18 protein-coding genes are annotated in these 21,614 nt (G+C 52.5%); 6 read left to right on the top strand and 12 right to left on the bottom strand.

The window, feature by feature from the left end:
- Positions 1–130 precede the first annotated feature (130 nt).
- Positions 131–1,261 carry a Gfo/Idh/MocA family protein gene (locus tag AC0YOB_RS10620; protein ID WP_475792814.1) on the top strand — a complete coding sequence of 377 codons (1,131 nt, stop codon included), beginning with the start codon at positions 131–133 and terminating at the stop codon, positions 1,259–1,261.
- Here AC0YOB_RS10620 and AC0YOB_RS10615 read toward each other — a convergent pair.
- Together AC0YOB_RS10615 and AC0YOB_RS10610 are read right to left on the bottom strand one after the other, a co-directional pair.
- The gene (locus AC0YOB_RS10615) at positions 1,220–2,647 is read right to left on the bottom strand and encodes a sensor histidine kinase (RefSeq protein WP_475792813.1); all 1,428 of its coding nucleotides are present in this window, start codon (positions 2,645–2,647) and stop codon (positions 1,220–1,222) included. The two genes, AC0YOB_RS10620 and AC0YOB_RS10615, sit on opposite strands and share 42 nt — an antisense overlap.
- Positions 2,640–3,287, bottom strand: a complete 648-nt coding sequence (locus tag AC0YOB_RS10610; RefSeq protein ID WP_475792812.1) for a response regulator transcription factor — start codon at positions 3,285–3,287, stop codon at positions 2,640–2,642. Before AC0YOB_RS10610 ends, AC0YOB_RS10615 begins: the two co-directional genes overlap by 8 nt.
- Before the next feature lie 231 nt (positions 3,288–3,518).
- Between AC0YOB_RS10610 and AC0YOB_RS10605 the strand changes: the two genes are divergently transcribed.
- Positions 3,519–5,879 (top strand): glycoside hydrolase, encoded by a 2,361-nt coding sequence (locus AC0YOB_RS10605; RefSeq protein WP_475792811.1) that lies wholly within the window; start codon positions 3,519–3,521, stop codon positions 5,877–5,879.
- Positions 5,880–6,218: 339 nt separating this feature from the next.
- On the opposite strand, the gene AC0YOB_RS10600 is transcribed toward AC0YOB_RS10605, so the two are convergent.
- Entirely contained in the window at positions 6,219–6,992 is a 774-nt protein-coding gene (locus tag AC0YOB_RS10600; protein WP_475792810.1) for a DUF3891 family protein, read from the bottom strand.
- A 190-nt stretch (positions 6,993–7,182) separates the two neighbouring features.
- On the opposite strand from AC0YOB_RS10600, the gene AC0YOB_RS10595 reads away from it, so the two are divergent.
- Entirely contained in the window at positions 7,183–7,389 is a 207-nt protein-coding gene (locus AC0YOB_RS10595; RefSeq protein ID WP_475764951.1) for a YrzA family protein, read from the top strand.
- A gap of 85 nt (positions 7,390–7,474) precedes the next feature.
- On the opposite strand, the gene AC0YOB_RS10590 is transcribed toward AC0YOB_RS10595, so the two are convergent.
- Entirely contained in the window at positions 7,475–7,828 is a 354-nt protein-coding gene (locus AC0YOB_RS10590; RefSeq protein ID WP_475792809.1) for a hypothetical protein, read from the bottom strand.
- Positions 7,829–8,024: 196 nt separating this feature from the next.
- Between AC0YOB_RS10590 and AC0YOB_RS10585 the strand changes: the two genes are divergently transcribed.
- Positions 8,025–8,249: a hypothetical protein gene (locus AC0YOB_RS10585; RefSeq protein WP_475792808.1), complete on the top strand. Its 225-nt coding sequence runs from the start codon at positions 8,025–8,027 to the stop codon at positions 8,247–8,249.
- A 345-nt stretch (positions 8,250–8,594) separates the two neighbouring features.
- On the opposite strand, the gene AC0YOB_RS10580 is transcribed toward AC0YOB_RS10585, so the two are convergent.
- The 8 genes from AC0YOB_RS10580 to AC0YOB_RS10545 all read right to left on the bottom strand — a co-directional run bounded on the left by AC0YOB_RS10580 (position 8,595) and on the right by AC0YOB_RS10545 (position 19,367).
- Positions 8,595–10,190 (bottom strand): response regulator, encoded by a 1,596-nt coding sequence (locus tag AC0YOB_RS10580; RefSeq protein ID WP_475792807.1) that lies wholly within the window; start codon positions 10,188–10,190, stop codon positions 8,595–8,597.
- Positions 10,191–10,258: 68 nt separating this feature from the next.
- Positions 10,259–11,560: an ABC transporter substrate-binding protein gene (locus AC0YOB_RS10575; RefSeq protein WP_475792806.1), complete on the bottom strand. Its 1,302-nt coding sequence runs from the start codon at positions 11,558–11,560 to the stop codon at positions 10,259–10,261.
- A gap of 40 nt (positions 11,561–11,600) precedes the next feature.
- A complete protein-coding gene (locus AC0YOB_RS10570) occupies positions 11,601–13,325 on the bottom strand; it encodes a cache domain-containing sensor histidine kinase (RefSeq protein WP_475792805.1) in 1,725 nt (574 codons plus the stop codon).
- Between the two features lie 94 nt (positions 13,326–13,419).
- Positions 13,420–14,274: a carbohydrate ABC transporter permease gene (locus tag AC0YOB_RS10565; RefSeq protein ID WP_475792804.1), complete on the bottom strand. Its 855-nt coding sequence runs from the start codon at positions 14,272–14,274 to the stop codon at positions 13,420–13,422.
- The gene (locus AC0YOB_RS10560; protein WP_475792995.1) at positions 14,271–15,215 is read right to left on the bottom strand and encodes a carbohydrate ABC transporter permease; all 945 of its coding nucleotides are present in this window, start codon (positions 15,213–15,215) and stop codon (positions 14,271–14,273) included. Before AC0YOB_RS10560 ends, AC0YOB_RS10565 begins: the two co-directional genes overlap by 4 nt.
- A gap of 206 nt (positions 15,216–15,421) precedes the next feature.
- Entirely contained in the window at positions 15,422–16,750 is a 1,329-nt protein-coding gene (locus AC0YOB_RS10555) for an ABC transporter substrate-binding protein (RefSeq protein WP_475792803.1), read from the bottom strand.
- Positions 16,751–17,063: 313 nt separating this feature from the next.
- Complete coding sequence (locus AC0YOB_RS10550) at positions 17,064–18,140, bottom strand: Gfo/Idh/MocA family protein (protein ID WP_475792802.1); 1,077 nt, start codon at positions 18,138–18,140, stop codon at positions 17,064–17,066.
- A 207-nt stretch (positions 18,141–18,347) separates the two neighbouring features.
- Positions 18,348–19,367 (bottom strand): AI-2E family transporter, encoded by a 1,020-nt coding sequence (locus AC0YOB_RS10545; protein ID WP_475764941.1) that lies wholly within the window; start codon positions 19,365–19,367, stop codon positions 18,348–18,350.
- Positions 19,368–19,805: 438 nt separating this feature from the next.
- On the opposite strand from AC0YOB_RS10545, the gene AC0YOB_RS10540 reads away from it, so the two are divergent.
- Together AC0YOB_RS10540 and AC0YOB_RS10535 are read left to right on the top strand one after the other, a co-directional pair.
- Complete coding sequence (locus tag AC0YOB_RS10540; protein ID WP_475792801.1) at positions 19,806–20,738, top strand: macrolide 2'-phosphotransferase; 933 nt, start codon at positions 19,806–19,808, stop codon at positions 20,736–20,738.
- A 41-nt stretch (positions 20,739–20,779) separates the two neighbouring features.
- A complete protein-coding gene (locus AC0YOB_RS10535; protein WP_475792800.1) occupies positions 20,780–21,607 on the top strand; it encodes a helix-turn-helix transcriptional regulator in 828 nt (275 codons plus the stop codon).
- Positions 21,608–21,614 lie beyond the last annotated feature (7 nt).

Raw genomic sequence — 21,614 nt, 5'->3', positions numbered from 1 at the left:
CGCCAGCGGCGGGAAGGGTCGCCCGATAGCAAAACAACAAAAAACGGGGCTTTTTGAACAAAGCCCTTCCGCCTCTCAGCTCTTATACTGGTAGTAAATCCAGTCAAGCAGATCATAGGAGGATGGCAAGATGAATTTGGGTGTAATCGGTTATGGGCTTCGCATACGCACGATCATTGCGGAGATTATCAAGCAGGAGCCCTCCTGCAGGGTGACGGCTATCGTCGATGTGCGGAAGGATGAGATCCGGGAGGAGCTTCAGGCGCAGGGGATGGACAGCATCCATTATTATGATACTGCCGAGGAAATGCTTGGCGCGGAGAGCCTTGACGGCATATTAATCGGCACGCGCTGCTCGCTGCATACGACAATGGCGCTGAAGGTGCTGCAAAGCGGAATTCCGCTTTATCTGGAGAAACCGGTATCCACGACGATGGAGGATTTAAGACGGCTGAAGGCGGGCTTTGAAGCTTCCATATCGAAGGTGGTGGTATCGTTTCCGCTGAAGCTGACGACGATCGTCCAGCTGGCCAAGGAAATTATCGATTCCGGCAAAATCGGTACGGTGGAGCATGTGCAGGCCGTGAATAATGTGCCGTATGGCGGGGTTTATTACCAAAGCTGGTACCGTGACGAGCAGGAAACCGGCGGACTGTTTCTGCAGAAGGCCACGCATGACTTCGATTATATCAACAGCCTGCTTGGGATCAAGCCCACCGAGATTGGCGCGATGACCTCCAAGCAAATTTTCAAGGGCACGCGGCCGGCAGGCCTGAAATGCGTCAATTGCGAGGATAACCGGGTCTGTCCGGACAGCACCGCCTTCAATAAAGATCGCTGGCGCAGCTGGGAGTACTGCTGTTATGCGGAGGATACCGGCAACGAGGATTCCGGGAGCTCCCTGATCCGTTACGAATCCGGCATGCATGTCTCCTATTCGCAGAACTTTTTTGCCCGCCGGGAGGCAGCCGCGCGCGGAGCGCGTTTGCTTGGCTATAAGGGGACGCTGGAGTTTGATTTCTACACCGGCAAAGTGAACGTATTCATGCATCATACGCCGCGTGTGGAAACCTATGATATTTCAGGGGGCGAAGGACATTTTGGCGGCGATTCCACCCTGGCGCAAAATTTCGTGGCTATCATGCAGAACGGCGCGGAATCGCTCTCCCCGCTGGAAGACGGTTTATTGAGCGCGTTGATGTGCCTGAAAGCCAAGGAATCAGCCGAGACCGGCATGTTCCGCTCCATTGATTGGGCGTAGCTCGCGGCGAAGCAGCGGGAGGGAAAAATAAAACGTGACTTTTCCTTCCTGTGCCCGAACACCGAAGGAAGCGTTGTGGCTCTGCAAAATGGTCCCGGCAATGGACAGCCCGAGACCGGTGCCGCTGAATTTTTTGCTGCGGGAGCTCTCCATGACATAGAAGGGCTCCCATACCCGCTCCCACTCGGCCTCCTTCCCGGTGTTCGTGCTGTTGGTGATGCGGAATTGAACGGCGTCCTCCTTCGCCGCAAGCGTCATGGCCACCTGTTTGCCTGTCGAATATTTCATCGCATTCGTCATGAAATTGTGCAGGGCGGATTCAAGCTTCCTCCTGTCCGCCATCACCCATGATTCAGCGGGCAGGCGGTCGTCCACCTCAAGCTCCAGGTCCTGCTGCCGGAACGCAATCCGGTATGCGACCAGCATCTCCCCAAGCAGCTGCCGAAAATCGACCGGCGCGAATTGATACGTCTCGGCCTGCAGCCTGGAGAGCTCCAGCAGACGGTCGATCATCCCGGACATGGCTTCGCTCTGCTGCCGGATCACATCGGCATAGCTGCCATCGTCCAGACCGTCCTGAATGCCGGACGCATACAACTGAATCAGGGACAGCGGCGTTTTCAGCTCATGCGAGATATCCGCGATAAACGTCCGAAGATTGGCATTCTTCGCTTCCAGCGATTGATGCGCGTCCTCCAATTTATCGCTCATCCGGTTGATGCTGCCGGCCAGGGACTCAATTTCATCGCCCGTCCGGATATCCGCCTTGGCAAACGACAAATTGGAAATCGCCTCTGCCGTTTCAATCAGCTTCGCAAGCGGTTTGACAATCCGGGTCGTATACAGAGCGGACAGCACGATAAGCAGCAGCAGCATGCCAACCCAAATGTACAGATTGAAGCGGTTGACGATCCGGATCGTATCCGAGGAATAGGAGATGGACTCCCCTACCGCAAACACATATCCGCCTGCAGGCAGGAAATTGACCAGGAAGCTGGACTTCAGCTTGGCCTGATCATATATTTTATTGACCCTTCCCCCTTCGCGCAGTGCCGCCACGCTTTCCTCGGCCAGCCAAAATTTGCTGAGGGCGATGCCCTTCCGGTTAAACTGCACGATGAGCCGGCTGTTCAGGTCATTGACCGTATCCGCCAGGGAAGTATACGCGATCGTTACCTGATACTGCTCCTCCATAGATCCGATCCGCTCCACCAGCTGCCCGTACTCCATGCCCGCCAGCTCCGAGGTCAGACCGGCAAGCTTATGCTTCTTCTGGTACAGGAAGTATTTGGGAAGAAAAAAAGTATTCACGGCAAAAGACAGCACAAAAACCGCGCACAGCGCCACCGTAATCCGCAGGATCAGCTTCCTGGTCAGTTTACTCATCGGCATCCACCAGACTGTAACCCATTCCCCGGAAGGTTTTGATGCGATGCTCGCCGATCTTCTCCCGCAATCTGCGGATATGGGTATCCACCGTACGTTCTTCGCCGAAATAATCGAATCCCCACACTTGATCGAGCAGCATTTTGCGGGTCACAATCTGCCCCTTGCTGACAACCAGATATCTCATCAATTGAAATTCCCTGGAGGTAGCCAGCACATCGTGCCCGCCGCGATAAATCTTTTGTCCCTCCATATCAACGGTCAAATCCCCGAGTATAATCTTGTCAGTCAGCTGCAGCAGCTTGCGTGCCCGAATGAGCAGGATGCGCGGATCGAACGGTTTGCGCATATAATCGTCAGCCCCCGACTGCAGGGCGGCAAACTCATCTTCCTGATCGCCCTTGGCCGTCAGCAGCAGCACCTTCGTCCGGCCCGTCTTCTTGATTTCCCGGCAGACCTCGACACCGCTCCGCTTCGGCATCATCCAATCCAGAACCGCCAAATCCACCCTGTTGTTATAGAACAGATCCAACGCCTCCTCTCCGTCCTGCGCAAGAAGCGTATGGAACCCTTCTTTATGAAAGTATGCCTTCAATATTTGCAGCATTAGCGGTTCATCGTCAGCAAGCAGCAGCTTCATGCCCGCACCTCCTTCCTCCTGGGCCGCTGTATGGCAAAGGCATCAGCAAGCCTCCCCCACTATAAACTCCGTATGTTACACCAGTATGACAGAAGCGTCTGTCTCCGGACAAGCTGTCTTCCTGCCGCTCCCGCTTCAGGTCAGGAGGACTTTTTTGCAGCATGCACTTTCCTGTAACAAAACTCTCTTACACTGAGTCTGGCTGCAACTACATGAATTGGAGGAGATAACATGAAACAACGATTAGCTTTGATTTTGGCGGCAGGCATGCTGATGTCTGCCGCCACCGGATGCGCTAGCGGCGCTGACGCCCCCGCCTTGCCCCAACCCTCCGTGACGAAGGAGGTTCCGGTTCTGCAGACGAACGGGGGCGTGAACGTGAAACCGGCGGAAAGCCATTTTGATTTCGAAGTGGATCCGGAGACCTTTGCCCTCACGATTATCAAGGACGGAGTACGGCAGCAGGCATCGCAGCCGCTGCCCAAGGAAAAGGTAAGCGGTCTGGTCAAAGGCAAGGATTCGGTCCAGTGGACTTACCCGGGCAAACTCAAGGTCAGCATCGCCAGGAAAAGCGATTATTTGGACATCCGTCTGAACAGTATCGGCGCTGCGCAATTTCAATGGCCTGCCGTCAAGGCGGACAGCTATATGCTTCCCATTGGGGAAGGGAAAAAAATCCCGGCGAATGATGCGAATTGGAAAACCTTCCTGAACGGCCAGGACTACACCTGGAGCGAATCGTTCTCTATGGACTTCTTCGCTCTGAATGCCGCGCCGTTCTCCATGGTCTATGTCGTGACGAACAAGTTCAATAACGAGGTCCATTTTGACACATCCCCGTCCGTGCAATTTCAATTTACGCATCAATTCCCTGCTATAAATCCAGACAAAAGCTACGGCTTCCGTCTGTACGTGACCGGCAGAGAGCCGCAGGAGGTCGTGCGCCCTTACAAGGATTACGTCAAAGAGAAGGGAGACTTCGTCACGCTGGAGGAAAAGGCCGGAGACAATCCAAACATCCGCAAGCTGTACGGAGCCCCCCAGATTTATCTGTGGAGCGGGTCCATTCTCACCGACGCCGACGTGAATTGGCCGAAGCTCCGAGCCTTGCTGCCAGGGGCGCTCGGTTCCTGGCTGGTTCAGCTGCTTGCAGGAACAGCCGACGGCAGCAGCGAGTATGAGGAAGTGCTGAAGCAGGTTCCCAAGCAGGATTATCTGGACAAGTACCAGAAAAGAATCGTGCTGGACGCATTGAATAAGGGAATGAGGATGAAAGGGTTCTACTCCCCTTCCGTGTTCCCCAACCCCGGTGAGGAGGCTGAGAAGCTCCTCGCTCAGGGACCCGGCAAGTTAAGCGAGGAGAAGCTGTATGATTTGAACAAGCTGCTGCTCAAAAGCGTGCTCAAGAACGCTGCAGCCGATTTGTCTGAATGGGGCCAGTCGGACTCGACGAACCTGCTTAAGGACATGCACAGCTCCGGCATCGAGAACGCCTGGATCGGCTTATCCAATTGGGCCGACGGACTGATGAATCCCCGACTGGTGAGCGAAGCGGATCAGCTGGGCTATCTCATCGCCCCATATGATTCCTATCATTCCATTCAACAGGACGCGGATCCCTCCTGGAATACCGCTTCCTTCGCAGATTCTTCGCTTTATGAGAACGCGACGATCACGCGCAGGGACGGGACTAAGGTGGCCGGATTTCTGCAGCGGGGGCGCAAGCTGAACCCTACCCTCGCGATGCCCAGCGTGAAGCAGCGTGCGGAAGGCATTTTGCAGGACGGAATCAACTTTAATTCCTGGTTCGTGGATTGCGACGCGACAGGAGAAATTTATGATGATTACTCGCCTGCTCATGTAACGACACAGCAGCAGGATCTGAACGCCCGGCTTGAACGGCTCGGCTATTTTGCCAAGGACCGCAAAATGGTGGTCGGCTCGGAAGGCGGCAACGACTATGCCAGCGGCGTGATCGCCTTCGCCCAAGGAATCGAGAGCCCGGTCATCGCCTGGGGCGATCCCGATATGCGCGACAATGTGGACAGCGAATACTATGTCGGCGGCTATTATTCTGCGGACGGCATACCCGACCGCTACGGCAAACCCGTGCCCATCAAGCCGCTGTATGAGAAGGTCTATTCCGATCCGGCTTATTCGCTTCCCTTATATAAGCTGGTTTATAACGACTCCATCATTACGACCAATCATTGGGAGTGGGGCAGCTACAAGATCAAATGCGAAGAGGCGGACCGGATGCTTTACGGGCTGCTGTACAACGCGCCTCCCCTGTATCATATGAATCGTCAGACATGGGAACAGGACAAGGCGAGCATCGTCGATTACCTGAAGGTCTGGTCCCCGTTCAACCGCCAGGCCGTAACCAGGGAAATGAGCGGGTTCTCCATTCTGACTGACGATCGGCTGGTGCAAAGCGCACAGTACGGGGACGATCTGAAGGTTATTGTCAATTTCTCCGCTCATGACGTTACAGTGGACAAGGAGGCCATCAAAGCGAAATCAGCCGTTATTTATGAGGGCAAGCAGCGTCTGGAATTCAACGCCGCTGCCAATATGAAGCTCATATCTTAATCCCAGGTTTCGACCGCGTGCAGCACCCAGCCCCCCTGCGGCGCTGGGCGACGGCTGCCGACCGCATGCCCGGCCTTGTCCGCGGCATGACTCAGCTGCCGGATAAGGCATCCCCCGCAGGCATAAAAGGCGCCGATGCGGACGGGAAGACTTTACCGGTATTCCAAAAAGGCTTCCGCATTCCTATCTGCGGAAGCCTTTTTCCATATATGTCTGCTCATGAGCACATCAATTCTCTGCCTTTTCCATTCATTCAGCCAATCCGCAAAATCCGCCACCCGTTTTCGGATACTCGCCGCTTTCGGGCGAAGAAAGCCTGTTCCATAAAGCTTGAAAAAATTATGCCTGGGATGGCCCCGTAAAAGTCACATTCAGTACCTGCTGGGCTGCTTTGCGGTGGGCCTCAATAATCCCTTCAGCCTGTATATCCAGTTTGCTGACTTCCTTGTAAGGAAGCGCCGCCGCAACATCCCGCCGAAACGGGAACAGGGACAGCTCAATTACATTTTTGTTTTGCCAATGGACCTGGATCTTTCGCTCGCTGCCCGGTTCAGCCGAATAATGAACACCGCTGCCAAACCATTCATATCCCTGCGCCGGTGTCCCCGGCTCCTCCATACACAAAAATAACGAAAGCTCGTCGCAGACCAGCATGATGCCCAGATGGTGCTGAACCCTTGCATCCAGGACGGAATCAATGCCGAGCAGCTCAAGCAGATGCTTTTGCCTGATATATTCTTCGTTTAGATACCCTTGCGTCTCCTCATCCCTGATTCTCTCGAACAAGGTCGTATACAGAAGGCTGCACAGCAGAGCCGAATACGGATTCTTGGCCGCAACCTCAGCGATTCCTTTCTTGTAAAATGCAAACCGCGGCTTAAGCGGAAAATCGCGGAAGGAATACGGGCAGCGCTTCGCGTCATTCCAGAAGGGAGAGAAATCCAGATCGATCCAGCCCCGGTCATGCTGATAAGCCGCATAGATAAGATCCTCTTTCCTTTCCGGATCATGCAGCCATTCATTGTTCCACTCCGAGGCAAGAACTCCGGATATTTGTGCATGATCATGCTGGTTTATCATTACGAATGCATTCGCTTTCTCATAGACGATCATATCGGCAGCCCCTTTACATCCGTCAGATTTGTTATTCTTATTATAGGCATGAGCGGGGCAAAAAAGCATCATGAGAGCGCTTTATTTTCAATTGGCCTTCTCCCGTCCAGCCTCCATCCCCGCCGCATTGTTAAAGCGGTGCGTCTATATTACAATGATGGGACGTATACAGAAGAGGAGCTGCTTTATCATGGAATTTTCACTTGAACGCATTGAGAACAAGATTGAATTTTTTGAGGCTTATGATTTGAAAACGCTGGAGATCAGAATCAATGATCAGATTGAGAACAATAAGGCTTTGCTGCTTGACGTATTCTCTCTCAGCCACCAGGCGGTATTCAATCCTCTTGCCAATAAAATGCTTTACAGTGCCGTCGTCCACTTCAAAGCCAAGTAGAGCTTGCCCGGCAAGGCCATAAAAGACAGCGACCAGGCTCCCCTTTGCCTGCAGAGGGAGCCTCACTCGCCTGCCAGACTGCTTCTCAGCCAGTCAAACGAAACGCGGCCGCTGACTTGGTGGGCCCCGGAAACAAATCATAAGCCAACCGGTTCTCTGCCCCCTGCTGACGGTAGATTTCTTGAAGCTCCCGGACCGCCCGCTTGAAGCCGTTCGCCGGGAAGATGGGGTCGTCCTGGCCCGGTTCAAGAAACAGGGGACGCGGGGCCATCAGGCCCATCAGCTCCGGAAGCTCCCCATGCGTGAGTATCCCCGGCGTAAAATTGCAGATACAGTGTTGCACGGCCATAATGCTTTCCTGGAACGTATTTGGGAAGCCGATCAGCACTGAGGCTCTCAGGCTCTCATCCATAGCCGCCGCAGCGAAAGCCTGCTCCAATCCCTGTTTCGATACTCCCAGACTATTCCTGTGCATCTTTAAGTGAATGCCCGCCGCTTACCGGAGCCGAAAAACAGGTAATTCGCCCGTTTAATAATAGATGTATTTAGCAGGAGCATACGTTATAATATAAGAATTAGCATCTGATGCCCGCAGTTGACTTTGAAAGACAAGACTTGGGATTGGAGATGAAGGTATGACGATTGGTAAAATTGCACGCAGTCTCTCCGTCGGAATTATCTTTGCTATCTTGGGTATTGCTTTGCTGCCGTTTCTGCTTGTTTACAATTGGGCCGAAATGTTTGGTCTGATCGATCTGGACTCATCCCCGCTCATGCTGTTTATGGCGAAATGGCTCGGTAATTCCCCGAAAAAAGCATCCGTGCCCCCGGATCAAACCGAACCATCGGATCATTTATAGAACCTGAAACAACGCAGCCCGGGAACGGGCTGCGTTGTTTTTATGTATTCGGCTGCCACGGGAGAGCAAGAGCCGCTCATCATGTATAGTTTTCAGCATTTCCAGTAAACATAAAAAAGACCGTCCGTAGACGGTCTCTTCACCCATGGCGCTTTTTTAAAAATTGATCCGCATCCCGCGCCTTCAACAGAAACGATTAATTGATGCTGCTGAATTGGGTAAGGGATACGTTCAACATGTGATTATGAATGTTGACGCACCTCCTTCCTTTGTGATTAGAGTTTAACACTGGTTCAAGCCAATTTCCAGCTTTTTTTTCTTCCAGTTCAGATAAATTTTAATCAGTCACGAGGATTCGCGGAATTCGGTTGGCGTCCTGCCAGTTGTTTTCTTGAATACCTGGGTAAAATATTTTGGATCCTGGTACCCGACCAGAGGCGCCACCTGATACACCAGCACATCAGTATGAAGCAAAATATATTTGGCTTTCTCCATCCGGCATTGGGTCAGATATTCGAGGAAGGTATACCCGGAGATCTGCTTGAACAGCGCGCAAAAATGACTCGTGCTCAAATCCGCATACTCCGAAACCTCTTCAATGCCCAAATCTTTATGATAATGGCTTTGAATATAGTTCATCGCCTTGTCGATCAGGGAACGGCCGTCCTCCTTGGACTGCTTCTCAATGTTCGCTGTCATCCAGCCGGCGAAGGAGCCTTTGACCGTTTCAATCCAGTCTCCAAGCGTATCAGCATCCTGCAGCTTCTGCAAAAGCTGTTCCAGTGAGCTGTCGCTCTGCACAGGCATGTGCTGGAATTGACGGTAAAGAATAACCGTGAGCCCGACAATCAGACGTTCCGCCATATTCTGCGTCCATTGATGATCACTGAAGAACAGCTGCACCTTGTCGAAGCCCGCAAGCATCCCGGGCAGATCAAGATTACGGATGCTTTCGATGATCTCTCCCTCAAGATGCTTCGGATACACGGCCGCCCCGCTAGCTGTCTCTGCCTGCTCCTCCAAGGCAAATACGCTTTCCCGGCCGGAGAAGAAGCGCCGGTACAACGCCTCGCTCGCCTCCGCATAAGCCAGGCTCAACTGATTCAGCCCCTGCACATCCCCGCTTAACCCTACCGAACAGGATAGCTTCGAGTACCGCTTGACGGTTAAGACCAGCTCTTCCCCGAGCTTACGCTTCAGACAGCCGGCGTTATGCGGAAACAGGAGTACCCATTCCCCGCTGTGGAACGGAAACACCACCAGCCCCTGATGCCTCGCCGACCATTCCTCCAGAATATTGCGGATGGCAAAGAACCACAGCTGCTTCTCATTCTGCGACCACTTCCTATGAACGGTCAGCATATGATCCAGCTGCACGACAGCCATATAATAAGGCCGGTCAAGCTCGCTGTTCTCCAGCCACTGCAGATGCTCCATCGGTCTCGGACTGCCTTCGATCAACTCCGACAGCATGCGTTCACGCGCCAGCAGGGACAGAGACTGAACCGAGTGGCGGAGCTGATCGGTCTCGCTTTTTACTCTTTTATCCGCATCCAGCCTCTCCGCTGCCCGTTCCATCATCTTCGTCAGCTCTTCATGGTCAATCGGCTTCAGTAAATAATCGAAAGCCCCCTGGCGCAGCGCATCCCGGGCATACTCAAATTCCCCATAACCGCTGATAAAAATAAAAATCAACTCCGGCCTCTTTGCCAGGACCGCCTTCATGAGTGATATTCCGTCCATGGATGGCATGCGGATGTCGCTGATGACAATATGCGGTTCAAGCTGTTCGACAAGCTCCAGGGCCTGCTGGCCGTTCCTCGCCTCCCCGACAATTTGCATATCAAGCGAATCCCAGGGAATGGCTGCTTTGAGGCTGCGCAGAATGAGAGGCTCATCATCAGCCAGAACAACTTTATAGGTTCTATGGAGCATGTCCATCCTTCGACCCTGCCTCTCCGTATGATTCTCCCCCGACCTCGGCATCGTACTCCAGCTGCCGGTAATCTCTATGAATCCAGGCGTTCAAGCGCTGCTGCAGGGGAAATGCTTCCATCGATAAGCTCCTTCAATATTTCCAGAAACGAACTGTTGACCTCCGGGGACAATACGTTATCGTATGCCAGAAAGCTCAAGCCCCTCCGGTCCACTAGGTCCAGCACCTGTGCAAAGATCGGACCTGTTCTCCCGCTGTCGACAGGAATCCGCATGGAGGGAATCCGCATTCCCTCATAAACCAGTCTGGCCTGAACTTCAGGCGTATACAGAGCCTTCAACAGCTCAAGGGCCGCTTCCTTCTGAGCTCCGGTCAGGCTTGCGGACAGACCGATGCCAAGCGTATAGCCACCTGCCAGATCGCCGGGCTCTCCCGCATTGCGGGAAGGAAAAGGAAGAACGCCAACCTCATCGCGGAATTCCGGCGGCGCCTCCCCGTCCTGGAATAAGGTAATATCCCAATTGCCGTTGAGATACATAGCCGCTTTACCTCCGGTAAACAGCCGGATGGCCGCTTCTGTCGACAGATCATTCGGCGAAGGCGGGAACGCAGCCGAATTGATCCAGGCATCATACTGCTTGAACGCATCCGCATAAGCGGCATTGTTAAAGAGCCTTCCTGGCGTGCCCTGAGCAAGCTCATCAATCAGCTCCGGTCCGGCAAACAGGTTCATCAAATAATGCGCATAGACGCCGGCAGGCCAGCGATCCTGATTGCCCAGCGCAAAAGGAATATATCCCCTGCCCTTCAGCACTCCGATTGCAGCATTCAGCTGAGCCAGTGTTTCCGGCGCTTCCAGACCAAGCTCGCGAAATATCCGTTTATTATAAAACAGCGGCTCCACATGGCCCTCCAGCGGCAATCCATATACGCGTTCATTCTGCGTGAACAGGCTGAGATCCTCGAACTGGTTCTCCAATCCATTATCCGTCAGGAAGTCTGTCACATCCATCAGCCGGTTCGAACGGATATAAGGCTCAATCTCAGCACCGCCGAACAGCACGAACAAATCAGGCGGCGTACCGGTCACCATTTCACTTTTGAGCTTATGCTCCCTGTGGATAGTCTGGTCAATCCCCTCGAAGTTGATTTTCACATTGGGATGCGTCTTCTGGTAGGACTTGACCACCTCTTCAAAAATATGAAGAACAGGCCGGTCATGCTCCTTGATCCAGAAGTGCCGGAATGTCAGCATCACCTTCTCTTCCTGCTTCTCCTCAATCGGCTCCGTCTTGCCATGCACGACAATGAGCACCGCGCCCGCCAGAACGAGTGCATAGAGCACGACCCAGCTCCAGTTTTTAAATCGCTTCATCGCGTCCATCCCCTGCTCCCCGCCTCCTCGCTGCTCATCACTATGAAGGCAATATCTTCGGCAAACGGATCCGGATAACCGTTCCACAGCCGACGGCCGAGCAAATGAGTATGCCGCAGCCAGGACCAAAGCGGATCGTCAGCCGTTCATGGACATTGCGCAGTCCAACCCCGTTATCCCGGTATTTATGTACCGCCCGCTCCGCATCTCCCGCCGGGCGCTCGAAGACGGAGGGATCAAAGCCGGGTCCATTGTCGCTCACATAAATCCAGATACAGTCAGCAGCTTCAACCGCCTGAATGCGGATGAAGCCCTGCTCCTCCATCGGCTCGATGGCATGATAGAGCGCATTTTCCACAATAGGCTGAACGATCAGCTTCTGGGTCATATACGTTCCAAGCGTATCCGGAATCTCGATTTCATACTGAAATTTATCCTCGAAACGCAGCTTCTGAATCTGCAGATAATGGCGGACATGCTCGAACTCCATCGCCAAGGGAATCAGCTCCTGGCTTTCGCTGATGGAAATCCGCAGCAGCTTGCCCAGCGAGATTACCATTTTGCTGATATCCTTATTCCCTTGGAGCACCGCCATGGAATTGATCGATTCCAGTGAGTTATAAATGAAATGCGGGTTGATCTGGGCCACAAGCGCCTGCATCTCCGCTTCTTTCTTTCGGGCCTGCTCCGTCTCCACCTGCTGCAGCAGCTCATTAATCTGGAAGCTCATCCGGTTAAAGCCGTCAATCAGAAGATCGGACTCATCGTTGGTCTTCACCTGCGAGACGATCGGCTTGAATATCCGCTGCTCCACCCGTCTCATTCCGTTGACCGCGCTGTTGATAATCCCCACGAGCGGCAGCACGAAGAAACGGTCGAACAGAAAGGCTGAGAGCAGCGAAAAAACCGCAAGCACCAAGGCGGTATTACGAATGGGCGCCGATTCGGATTGCAGCAGCTTGAGCGGTGTGACCGCGACCAGATACCATTTGGGATTGTGGGCGGGGAGAAAGGTCACCAAGGACTTCTCATTCCGGTAGTGATCGATATAATAGTCCTTCTGCTGCCCTCCGCTGGCAGCCAGGAACGTCAGGCTTGCCTGTTCACCGATATGCTCGCCGGATTTGTCATACACGATGGCTCCCTGTTTGTTGACCAGCAGCACATCTCCCTGTTTCAGCGTAGCCGCCTCCCAGAAGACCTGCTCCATTATATCCGGCTTGACATGAATCACCAGATAACCGATGTCTTCAAGGGAATAATAATCCTTGATTACCCGGGCGTGAATAAGTACCGGTTCACCTGAAGCTGCGGATCCATTCTCGCCGGGACCCGACCAGACCGGCAAACCCTCCGCCTGCTGCATCTCCGCGAACCAGGGCTGGCTATGCAGATCGTCCTCCGCCTCATTGTTGTAATGGAAGACCAGCCTGTCCTTCGAATACAAGCTGAAGGAGGCGATCATAGGATGATTGATGAGCAGGTTGATGATTTCCTGCTGACGGTCGTAGCTGACTTCAGCGCCCCGCTGCTTCAGTGCCTGCTGAATGACAGGCTGGGTAATGGCGGAACTTGACAGTGTAGATATTTCGTTGAGCGCAAACTTCAGCTTGCGGTCGGTCTCGAGCAGCGAGATCCAATAAAAGCTGCTGGACTTGGTCTCGATGGCATCCGAGAATTTATAATAGGAGATTCCGCCCATGGCAATAACGGGGAAGAAAATAAGGAGAATGATGGCCACCAATATTTTACGTCTAAGCTTCAATTTACGCTCACTTCCCCTTGATGGCATGAATCGTCCTTGACTTCTTTCTCCGCGTTGCCTTTTTTTTCAGCAGCGGCTATCCAATCGTCACAAATTAGCTTTTGACCGCTCCTGATGTCAGACCTGCAATGAACCAACGGCTGAATAGCAGGAATACGATCAGCAGCGGAAGCGTTGCAATAAAGGTCGCGGACATAATCATACCGTAATCCAGCCCGTCGCGCACCGTAAATAATTGCTGAAGAGCGATTTGGATTGTAAAATGCGCACTGTCCTTCAATACGACCAGCGGCCAGAAGAAATCATTCCATGTGTTGAGGAAAGTAAAAATTCCGAGCGTTGCAATAGCCGGCGTTATGACTGGTACGGCAATATTCCAGAAAATGCGGAAATGCCCGCAGCCGTCGATCCTGCCCGCTTCAATCAACTCGTTATGTACCGCTGTGGCGATATACTGCCGCATCCAGAATATACCGAAGGCATTAACCATCGCCGGCACGATCAGCGCTTTGTAGGAATCGATCCAATGCAGCTTCGCCATAATGACATAGGTTGGCAGGACGCCCAGCTGCTGCGGTACGAACAAGGTGCCGATGACGAAAAAGAACAGCGGTGTTTTGAAAGGGAACTTGTATTTGGCAAATGCATACCCGGCCAGGGTGCAAAAGAAAAGCACGGAAGCCGTTACGGAAATAGACACGAAAAAGGAGTTGCCCAGGGCGTTGAAGAAATCCGACTGCGCCAGCGCACGCTTGAAGTTGGCGAAGAACTGATTGCTCGGCGTCACGATTGGAGGCACATGAAAGGCTCCGCTCTTGTCATTTGTGGCAATGATGAACATCCAGTAAAACGGAAAGACAGAAAGAACAGCGCCGATGATCAGAACCACATGAGAGATCCCTTTGGCAAGAGGAGACTGACGCTCCCCGGAGCGGATTTTCGAACTCATGACGATCTCCCTTCCGTATCCCCGCCCAGGCGGTTTGATACCCACATATTAATGACCGAGAACAGGATCGTGATCAGAAACAGCATGACCGCCGTTGCCGCCGCCGTGCCGAAGAAGCTGTTGCGGAACGCTTCGCTGTATAGATAGATAACCATCGTAATGCCTTCCTGCCTCGTGGATCCAGTGCCGGATTGACCCAGGAACACATAAGGCTCGGTAAACAACTGAAGACTGCCGATGGTCGACAGCAGAACCGAGAACAGAATGAACGGTTTAAGCAGCGGCAGTGTGATATAGGCCATTTGCTGCTTCCGGTTGGCCCCGTCAATCCGTGCGGCTTCATACAAATCGGTCGGGATGCTCTGCAGCCCCGATAAATAAATGATGGTATTGTAGCCCGTCCATCTCCACATAACCATCGTGGCGATCGCGATCTTGACGCCCCACCATCCCGAATTCCAGGCCACATTATCCAGTCCGATCAGGTTCAGGAACCAGTTCGCCATCCCGTGATTGCCGAAGAACGAGCTGAATACGAGTGTAACGGCCACAATCGACGTGATATTCGGCATGAAGAAAAGTACCCGGAAGCCTTTCTTGAACCGGGTAAGCCCGGAATTCAGCATAACGGCAAGCACCAGCGCAAGAAGCAGCTGCGGCACGGTTCCCATCAGGGAGATCAGCAGCGTATTGGAGAAGGAAATCCAGAAGGTCGGGTCATGGATTACCCAGCTGTAATTTTGCAAACCAATGTACGTCATAGGGCTGAGCGCGTCCCATTTGAAGAAGGAGAGATAAATGGTGAACACGATCGGATAAAGCCCGAATATGGCAAACAGCAAAAAGAAAGGGGAAATAAATAGATAGGCGGTCAGATTGCTCCGCCGGTTCTCCGTTAATATGGGCCGCTTCACCTCCAGAGGAGAAGCCGTCCGGGGCATTATTTTAGCCATGGGATACCTCCGCAAACAGAATCATCAAAAGAAGAAAAGGCTACGCCCATCCTTTGGGGCAAAGTTAGTTTCTTCCCTTAGAAATAAAAGCAAAGCATGATGAAATTTTATACTTTCTTATATTTGAAAGAAGAGCAAGGGAAGGGTCTCCCCTCCCCATGCCTCAGGTGAACAAATGATCAGGTGTAGCGTTTCTAGCTGCGTTCTGCCAATTTCTTCGCCTGGGCAATGGCATTATCCCATTCCGCTTGCGGGTCGGCTTTCTTCTCCAGCACATTTTTCAGAGCCGCTTTGATAAAGGAGTCGGTCTGGTCATGCAGCGGGCCGTAAAACATCGGCTTCACCCGCTCAGCCGCTTTGCCGTACTCCACTGCCGTCAGCTGTCCGCCAAAGAATTCGTCCGCGAAATCGCTGAATGCCTTGTCTTCATATAGAGCCGGGATGGACGGCATAAGGTTCTTGGTTTTAAACGATTCCAGCTGGTTCTCCTTGCTGTCCAGCCAGCTGATGAATTGGAAAGCCTCTTTCGGATGCTTGCCTTCCTTCGGCAGCGACAGGAAAGATCCGCCCCAGTTGCCTGACCCTTCCGGAAGTTGGGCTATTCTCCATTTGCCCGCAGAGTCCGGCCCATTGCTCTTGACATTGCCTGCCATCCATGCCGGTCCCGGAATAACCATGAAGTCGCCGTCATTGGTCGCTTGTCCCCATTCCGGCGACCATAACGCCCAGTTGCCTACCCAGCCGTCCTGAATGCCTTTGACTGTAAAATCGTAAGCTTTCTTGATTTGCGGATTCGTATCGGCAATCAACGATTTATCCGCTTTGCTGTAATAAATTTCGCCGTCGGATTGATCGCGGAGCGCGTTGTAGATCAGATCCGTTCCGTCCACGAACGCTTTGCCTGTTTTGGCCGTGAACTGCTTGGCTGTTTCAGCCAGTTTATCCCAGGTATCAATCGATGCGCCGAACGCTGCGGGATCGGTTGGCAGTCCTGCCTGCTCGGCCAGATCCGTACGGTAATAAATAACGGTCGGGCCGATATCCGTCGGCAGTCCGATGACGAAGCTTCCGTCAGCCGAGGAGCCCTGCTTCCATTTCCAGTCCAGATAATTATCCTTCAGTTCTCCGGCGCCCAGATCGTTCAAATTATAAAATTTGTCCTGCGCATTGATGAACCGCTCCATGAATCCAATCTCCAGCTGAAAAATGTCAGGAGCGCCGGAGCCTGCGGACAGCGCGGTGGTCAGGTTGTTGTGATGCGCCGTTTGGTCTCCCGTGTTCTGCACCTTCACTTGAATGTTCGGGTTCTCTGCATTCCATACTTTAACCAGATCCTCATAACCGGTATTGCCGAGCGTCCAGAAGGAAAGCTCCACCTTCTCTGCAGGTGCGCCTTCTTCTACGCTGCCGCCTGCTGCAATGGTATTCCCGTTATTGCCGGCATTGTTTCCACCGCAAGCTGCAAGGGACAATACCAGCAGGATGCTGAGCAGCATAAGCGCCCCATTTTTCATTTTCATCATTTTTTCGAATACCCCTCTCGGACAATGTTTATTTACCAGTTAACTGTAATTCATCCGCTGGAAGATTGTGAGGAGGCATTCTGCTGATTTAAGGTTGAAATTATTATGAATGGAGCTATATAAGAAGAAACGGCTTCGCCGTCCTTTGGCGGCAGTGTCAGCTTCTAAATAAACTCTATACGGTCAAAAAAAAGCCAGCCTCGTTGATATCGGAGGCTGGCGTTGTGTCAGTGTTTAACATGGCAAGCTCATTCATGACATGATCAAAGGTCATATAGTATTCGGGTTAATTGGCAAATATGGATGGATCCGTCTAGCTTTGTGCCCAGCACTGGGTTTCAGTCGTAACCGCTTCTCCTGATTTGACCGCCTTTTTTATCATAAGTCCCAGATAATGATCCTGACAGGCTTCTGCCAGACTGTAGAAATCCGGTCCGCCATCCACATATTCCGCCATACGCGCCAGACATGCCGCAACTGCAATCTCATCATCCGACAGACGTCCGGGAATGAATTCATTCCGGTAGACGTAGGTGTCGCCGCATAGAACAGCCTTCAGATGATGGCCCTCCAGATCCCCGCCATGACCCGCATGCACCCTTCTAAGCTCCGTATGTACGGGAGTACGGTAATCCTGGAGATAACGGACATCCGTATTGTTGATTTCCCCGTGATCTCCGCGAACAAGCACCTGCCGGGAGCGGATCCATGAGAAGTAGAGGTCGCCGGTAAAATCATAGACGCCCAGTTTTCCGCCGAAATCCAATGTTGCGATCGTTTGCTCGGAATCCACCAGACGGTAGGATTCAGGTCCTCCCGCCCGGCCGCGTCCTTCCACAATCGGGGAAGTAAACGACTGTCCGCGGATGACGGCATTCTCGAAGCCGATATCCAGAAATCTCCTTATCAGCACAAGTCCATGGTAATCATGAGCGACCGCTACTTCCGCAAGCGACACCTTGCCCAGCTTGCCCGAACGGACAACCTCCAATCTTGCCGCGTGGTCAGGCTGGTAGGGATACTGCTCCGCAATCTGGATTTTGGCTTTTCCTCCTACTGCCTGATACAAGGAGACAAGATCCTCCAGCCTGTCCGCCGGAGGCGTTTCGCATAGAGCCGGAACTCCCGCGGCTGCAAGCTCCAGCATGATTTCAGGGGCGATCGTGCGGGGAACGCTTACAACAACAAATGCCGGTGCCGTCCGTCTGAGCATATCCTGGATGGTGCGGAAGGTCGGAACCTGCCACTGCCGCTCCAATTCCCGGCCTTTCTCTTCGCTGCGGACAACAATTCCTTCAACCTGGAAGCGCTCCGGCAGCTCTGCCGCAATCCGCAGAAAAAACTCCGCACGCCAGCCGCCGCCGATTATACCGAATGGGGTTACACTCATAGAAACCTCCCGTTTATATTCAAGATGATTACGATTTGCAAGATAGGCAGGATTCAAGTTCGTCTATGAATCGGATTGCCTTTCTTACCTATCCTATCATAGCACAGGAAGATGTGATGGTACGCGCAACTTCTGCTCCTCCGGTCAGAAAAAAAAAAGAACCCTTGATCGCTCAAGGGCTCTTGATGTCCAGCAGCTGCAGCAGTTCTAACCCGATTTCTCCGAGTTCTCCGTTTTCCCCACATCCAGCACATCCAGCAGAAACATGAAGATCGGAATCCCGATAATCAATCCCCATATGCCCATGTAATGCTGGGAAAAAATAAGAATGATAAACGTATAGAACATAGGCAGCTTGGTCTTGTGGGCGTACAATCTGGGATTCAGAAAATACGTTTCCAGCGAGTGGATAATCAAAATCAGCAGAATCGCCCACAGCACCAGCGAGAATCCTCCGATCTGATAGCCGATGATGCCAATGGGAATGAAAGAAATAATGACTCCTGCCACGGGAATCAGGCTCAGCAGGAACACCATGACCGTCAACGCGAACAAATACGGGAAACCCAAAATCCATAGACCGATCATGGTCAGAACCGTATTGAACAAAGCGATCAGCAGCTGCACTTCGATAACCTTGCCGAAAGAAGAAACGAATTTCGTACCGAAGTAATCAAACTCTCTGTAGATCCAGCCTATTTTGCTGTTCTCCAGTTTCATCGTAAACTGAACAACCTTGTTTTTTTGCAGCAGATAGAAGAAACTGAGCAGGATGACGAACAAAATAATCTCCAGCCATTTTCCCAGCTTCATTATGTAATCGACTGCACTGCCCAGATATTTCTGATAGTCCACCTTCTCAAGCGCACTGTTTAATTGCTGGACCACCTCATCATTTTGCGAACTGCTCAGGAACTTGGAGATGTTGTTGATCATGTCCACGACCTGACTTACGATTTTGGGCGCATAGTTGAATATCCCGTACACCAGAGAAGATACCAGCAGCACATAAAGCGCCACGTTCACAACTATAGGGGAAACAGGGAAAAGGCGGTTGAGCTTCCTCGTTACGATGCCCTCCAATCTCCCCATAACGAATGTTACCAGGAAGAGCAGAAGCAGCAGGTTAAGCATGTGGCGGAGACTGTACAGCAGCAGCAGGGCCAGCAGAAGAAACACAATTCTCCTGGCAGAAGGCTGGGCAAAAAATTTGCGCAATGATTCCATTAGCTTCCCTCGTTTAATTTGATCTAATTTCACCCAACATTATACGGATAATCAGTCGAAGCGTTTCATTTGTTTAGACAAAAAAAGCAACTTTTTATGCTACAAGAAACAGCGTATCCGACTTTGGAAGAAGATTCAAGCGGAACTAAGGGAAAGCGTTTCAAAACTGCTCTTTAGGGCACTGCGTCTCCCCTTTTGTAAACATTTATGTTAACCCCCTGATTGAATCCGCAACAATCAAATGTTATATTCGGGAGGGGCACGGCGCCCACACTGGAATTTAATGGAGGAGTCCTCATATGTGCATCCATTACATGCGGATCAGGTAAGCTTGGCATTCTATCACAGGCTCAACCATTTTTTTAAAGACGAATGGCTTGAGTTTATTTGTGTATGGTTCGTAGTTTCCTAATACAAATGAATGAGGTGTATATGGATATGATAGACAAACCCAATATCAACGATTTACTTGATCAGGCAAGCCGCTGCGGACTTCAGCTGGACCCTGCGAGTGCGAAGATCAACGAAGCAGGACTCGATTTCCAGGCTATGTTTGCCGATACGGCGGATGGAGTGCCCTGGGTCATACGCAGGCCAAGACGGCTTGATGTCATAGATTCCGCGGATTATGAGAGCAAGGTGCTGCATCTGATCCGCAATAAGCTTCCGGTACAGGTGCCGGATTGGAACGTGCACACAGCGGACCTGATTGCATACCCCATGCTGGAGGGAGTTCCCGCTGCGAGCATCAATGCCCAGACCAAAAGCTACGATTGGGTTATCAACCCGCAATCCCTCTCTGCTGTTTTCGTTCAATCCTTGTCTGCGGCAATGGCAGCACTGCACAGGATCAACCATGATGAAGCGGCAAGCGCAGGCATCCGTGTCCTGCAGCCCGACGAAGCACGCCGGACCCTTTCAATCAGAATGGACAGAGTCAAAGCCAATTTTGGCGTTTCCCACGCCTTATGGCAGCGTTGGCAAGCTTGGATGGCAGACGACTCGTTCTGGCCGGAGCATTCGTCGCTGGTCCATGGCGACCTGCACCCCGGGCATATCCTCATAAACCCGGATGAAAAAGTAACCGGACTGCTGGATTGGACCGAGGCGGAGGTTGCGGACCCTGCCGCTGATTTCGCCATTTACTGCGCATGCTTCGGCGAGCCGGCCCTGGCGGATCTGATTGAGCATTACCGGACCGCCGGCGGCCGGGTATGGCCAAGAATGCAGGAGCACATCGTCGAGACGCTGGCAGCCTATCCTGTTCTTATCGCGCTTTTTGCCTTGAAGTCGGGACTGCCGGATTATATGGAGATGGCGCGCGGCGCTCTCGGCGTGGATGAGAACGGAGAAGATCTCCCCGCACAGTAAACAATGATTAAAAAGCATTCGCAGCCCGGGAGTGGATAGCCTTGTATGATTCCAATATTCAGCTCGTCAACGGATATACGATCGAGGAGCGTCTGGCGCAGTACACCGAGCATGAATGGCATATGCACGATGCGCTGGAAATCAGCATTCCACTGGATGATGCCATGAAATATCCGCTTGGTAATGATATGTACTACGCCGTTCCCGGAGACGTATTCCTGCTCCGGCCGTTCGAGCCGCACTGGAATCTGATTCAGGAGGAAGGCAAGCCGGGCCGCTGGATTATGCTGCTTTTCTCACCATCGATTGTCGGCCCTATGCCCGGCGGCTACAGCCTGCTCACTCCTTTCTACACCAAGGATGTCTCGCCTCTTCTCCCTGCTGCTTCCCCGTATGCCCGGTCTGTCTGCCGGCTCGTCATGGAGGCCATGGAAGAACGGCGCAGGGCGCTGCCTGGATGGGAGCTTCAGCATTACGGCCTGCTGGTCCAGATTCTTGTGCACGTCCACAGGTATTTCCGGGAGCAGCTGGCCGAAAACACCGTGGATGCGGCCGCATTCTCCGGAATTATCGATGCCGTTGAGTATATGATGGAGCATTGGTCCGAGGAGATCAATATGGATGAGCTGATCGGGCGCTCACAGCTGAAGAAAACCTGGTTTTATACCAAATTCAAGGAGGTTACCGGCCTTACGCCGCTGGCCTTTACCGTCAGGCTCCGTCTGCAGTATGCCAGCCGGCAGCTGCGGGGCACGAACGAATCCATTACCGATATCGCCCTGACCTGCGGCTTCGGCTCTTCCAGCTATTTCAATAAAGTTTTCCGGGATTTCCGGGGGATGACGCCAGGCGAATACAGGAAGCAGTAGGCTTATA

The organism is Paenibacillus sp. JT31N17 (assembly GCF_056269255.1).
Note: the sequence above shows the minus strand (reverse complement) of the source record. Positions and strands in the feature narration are given on the sequence as shown.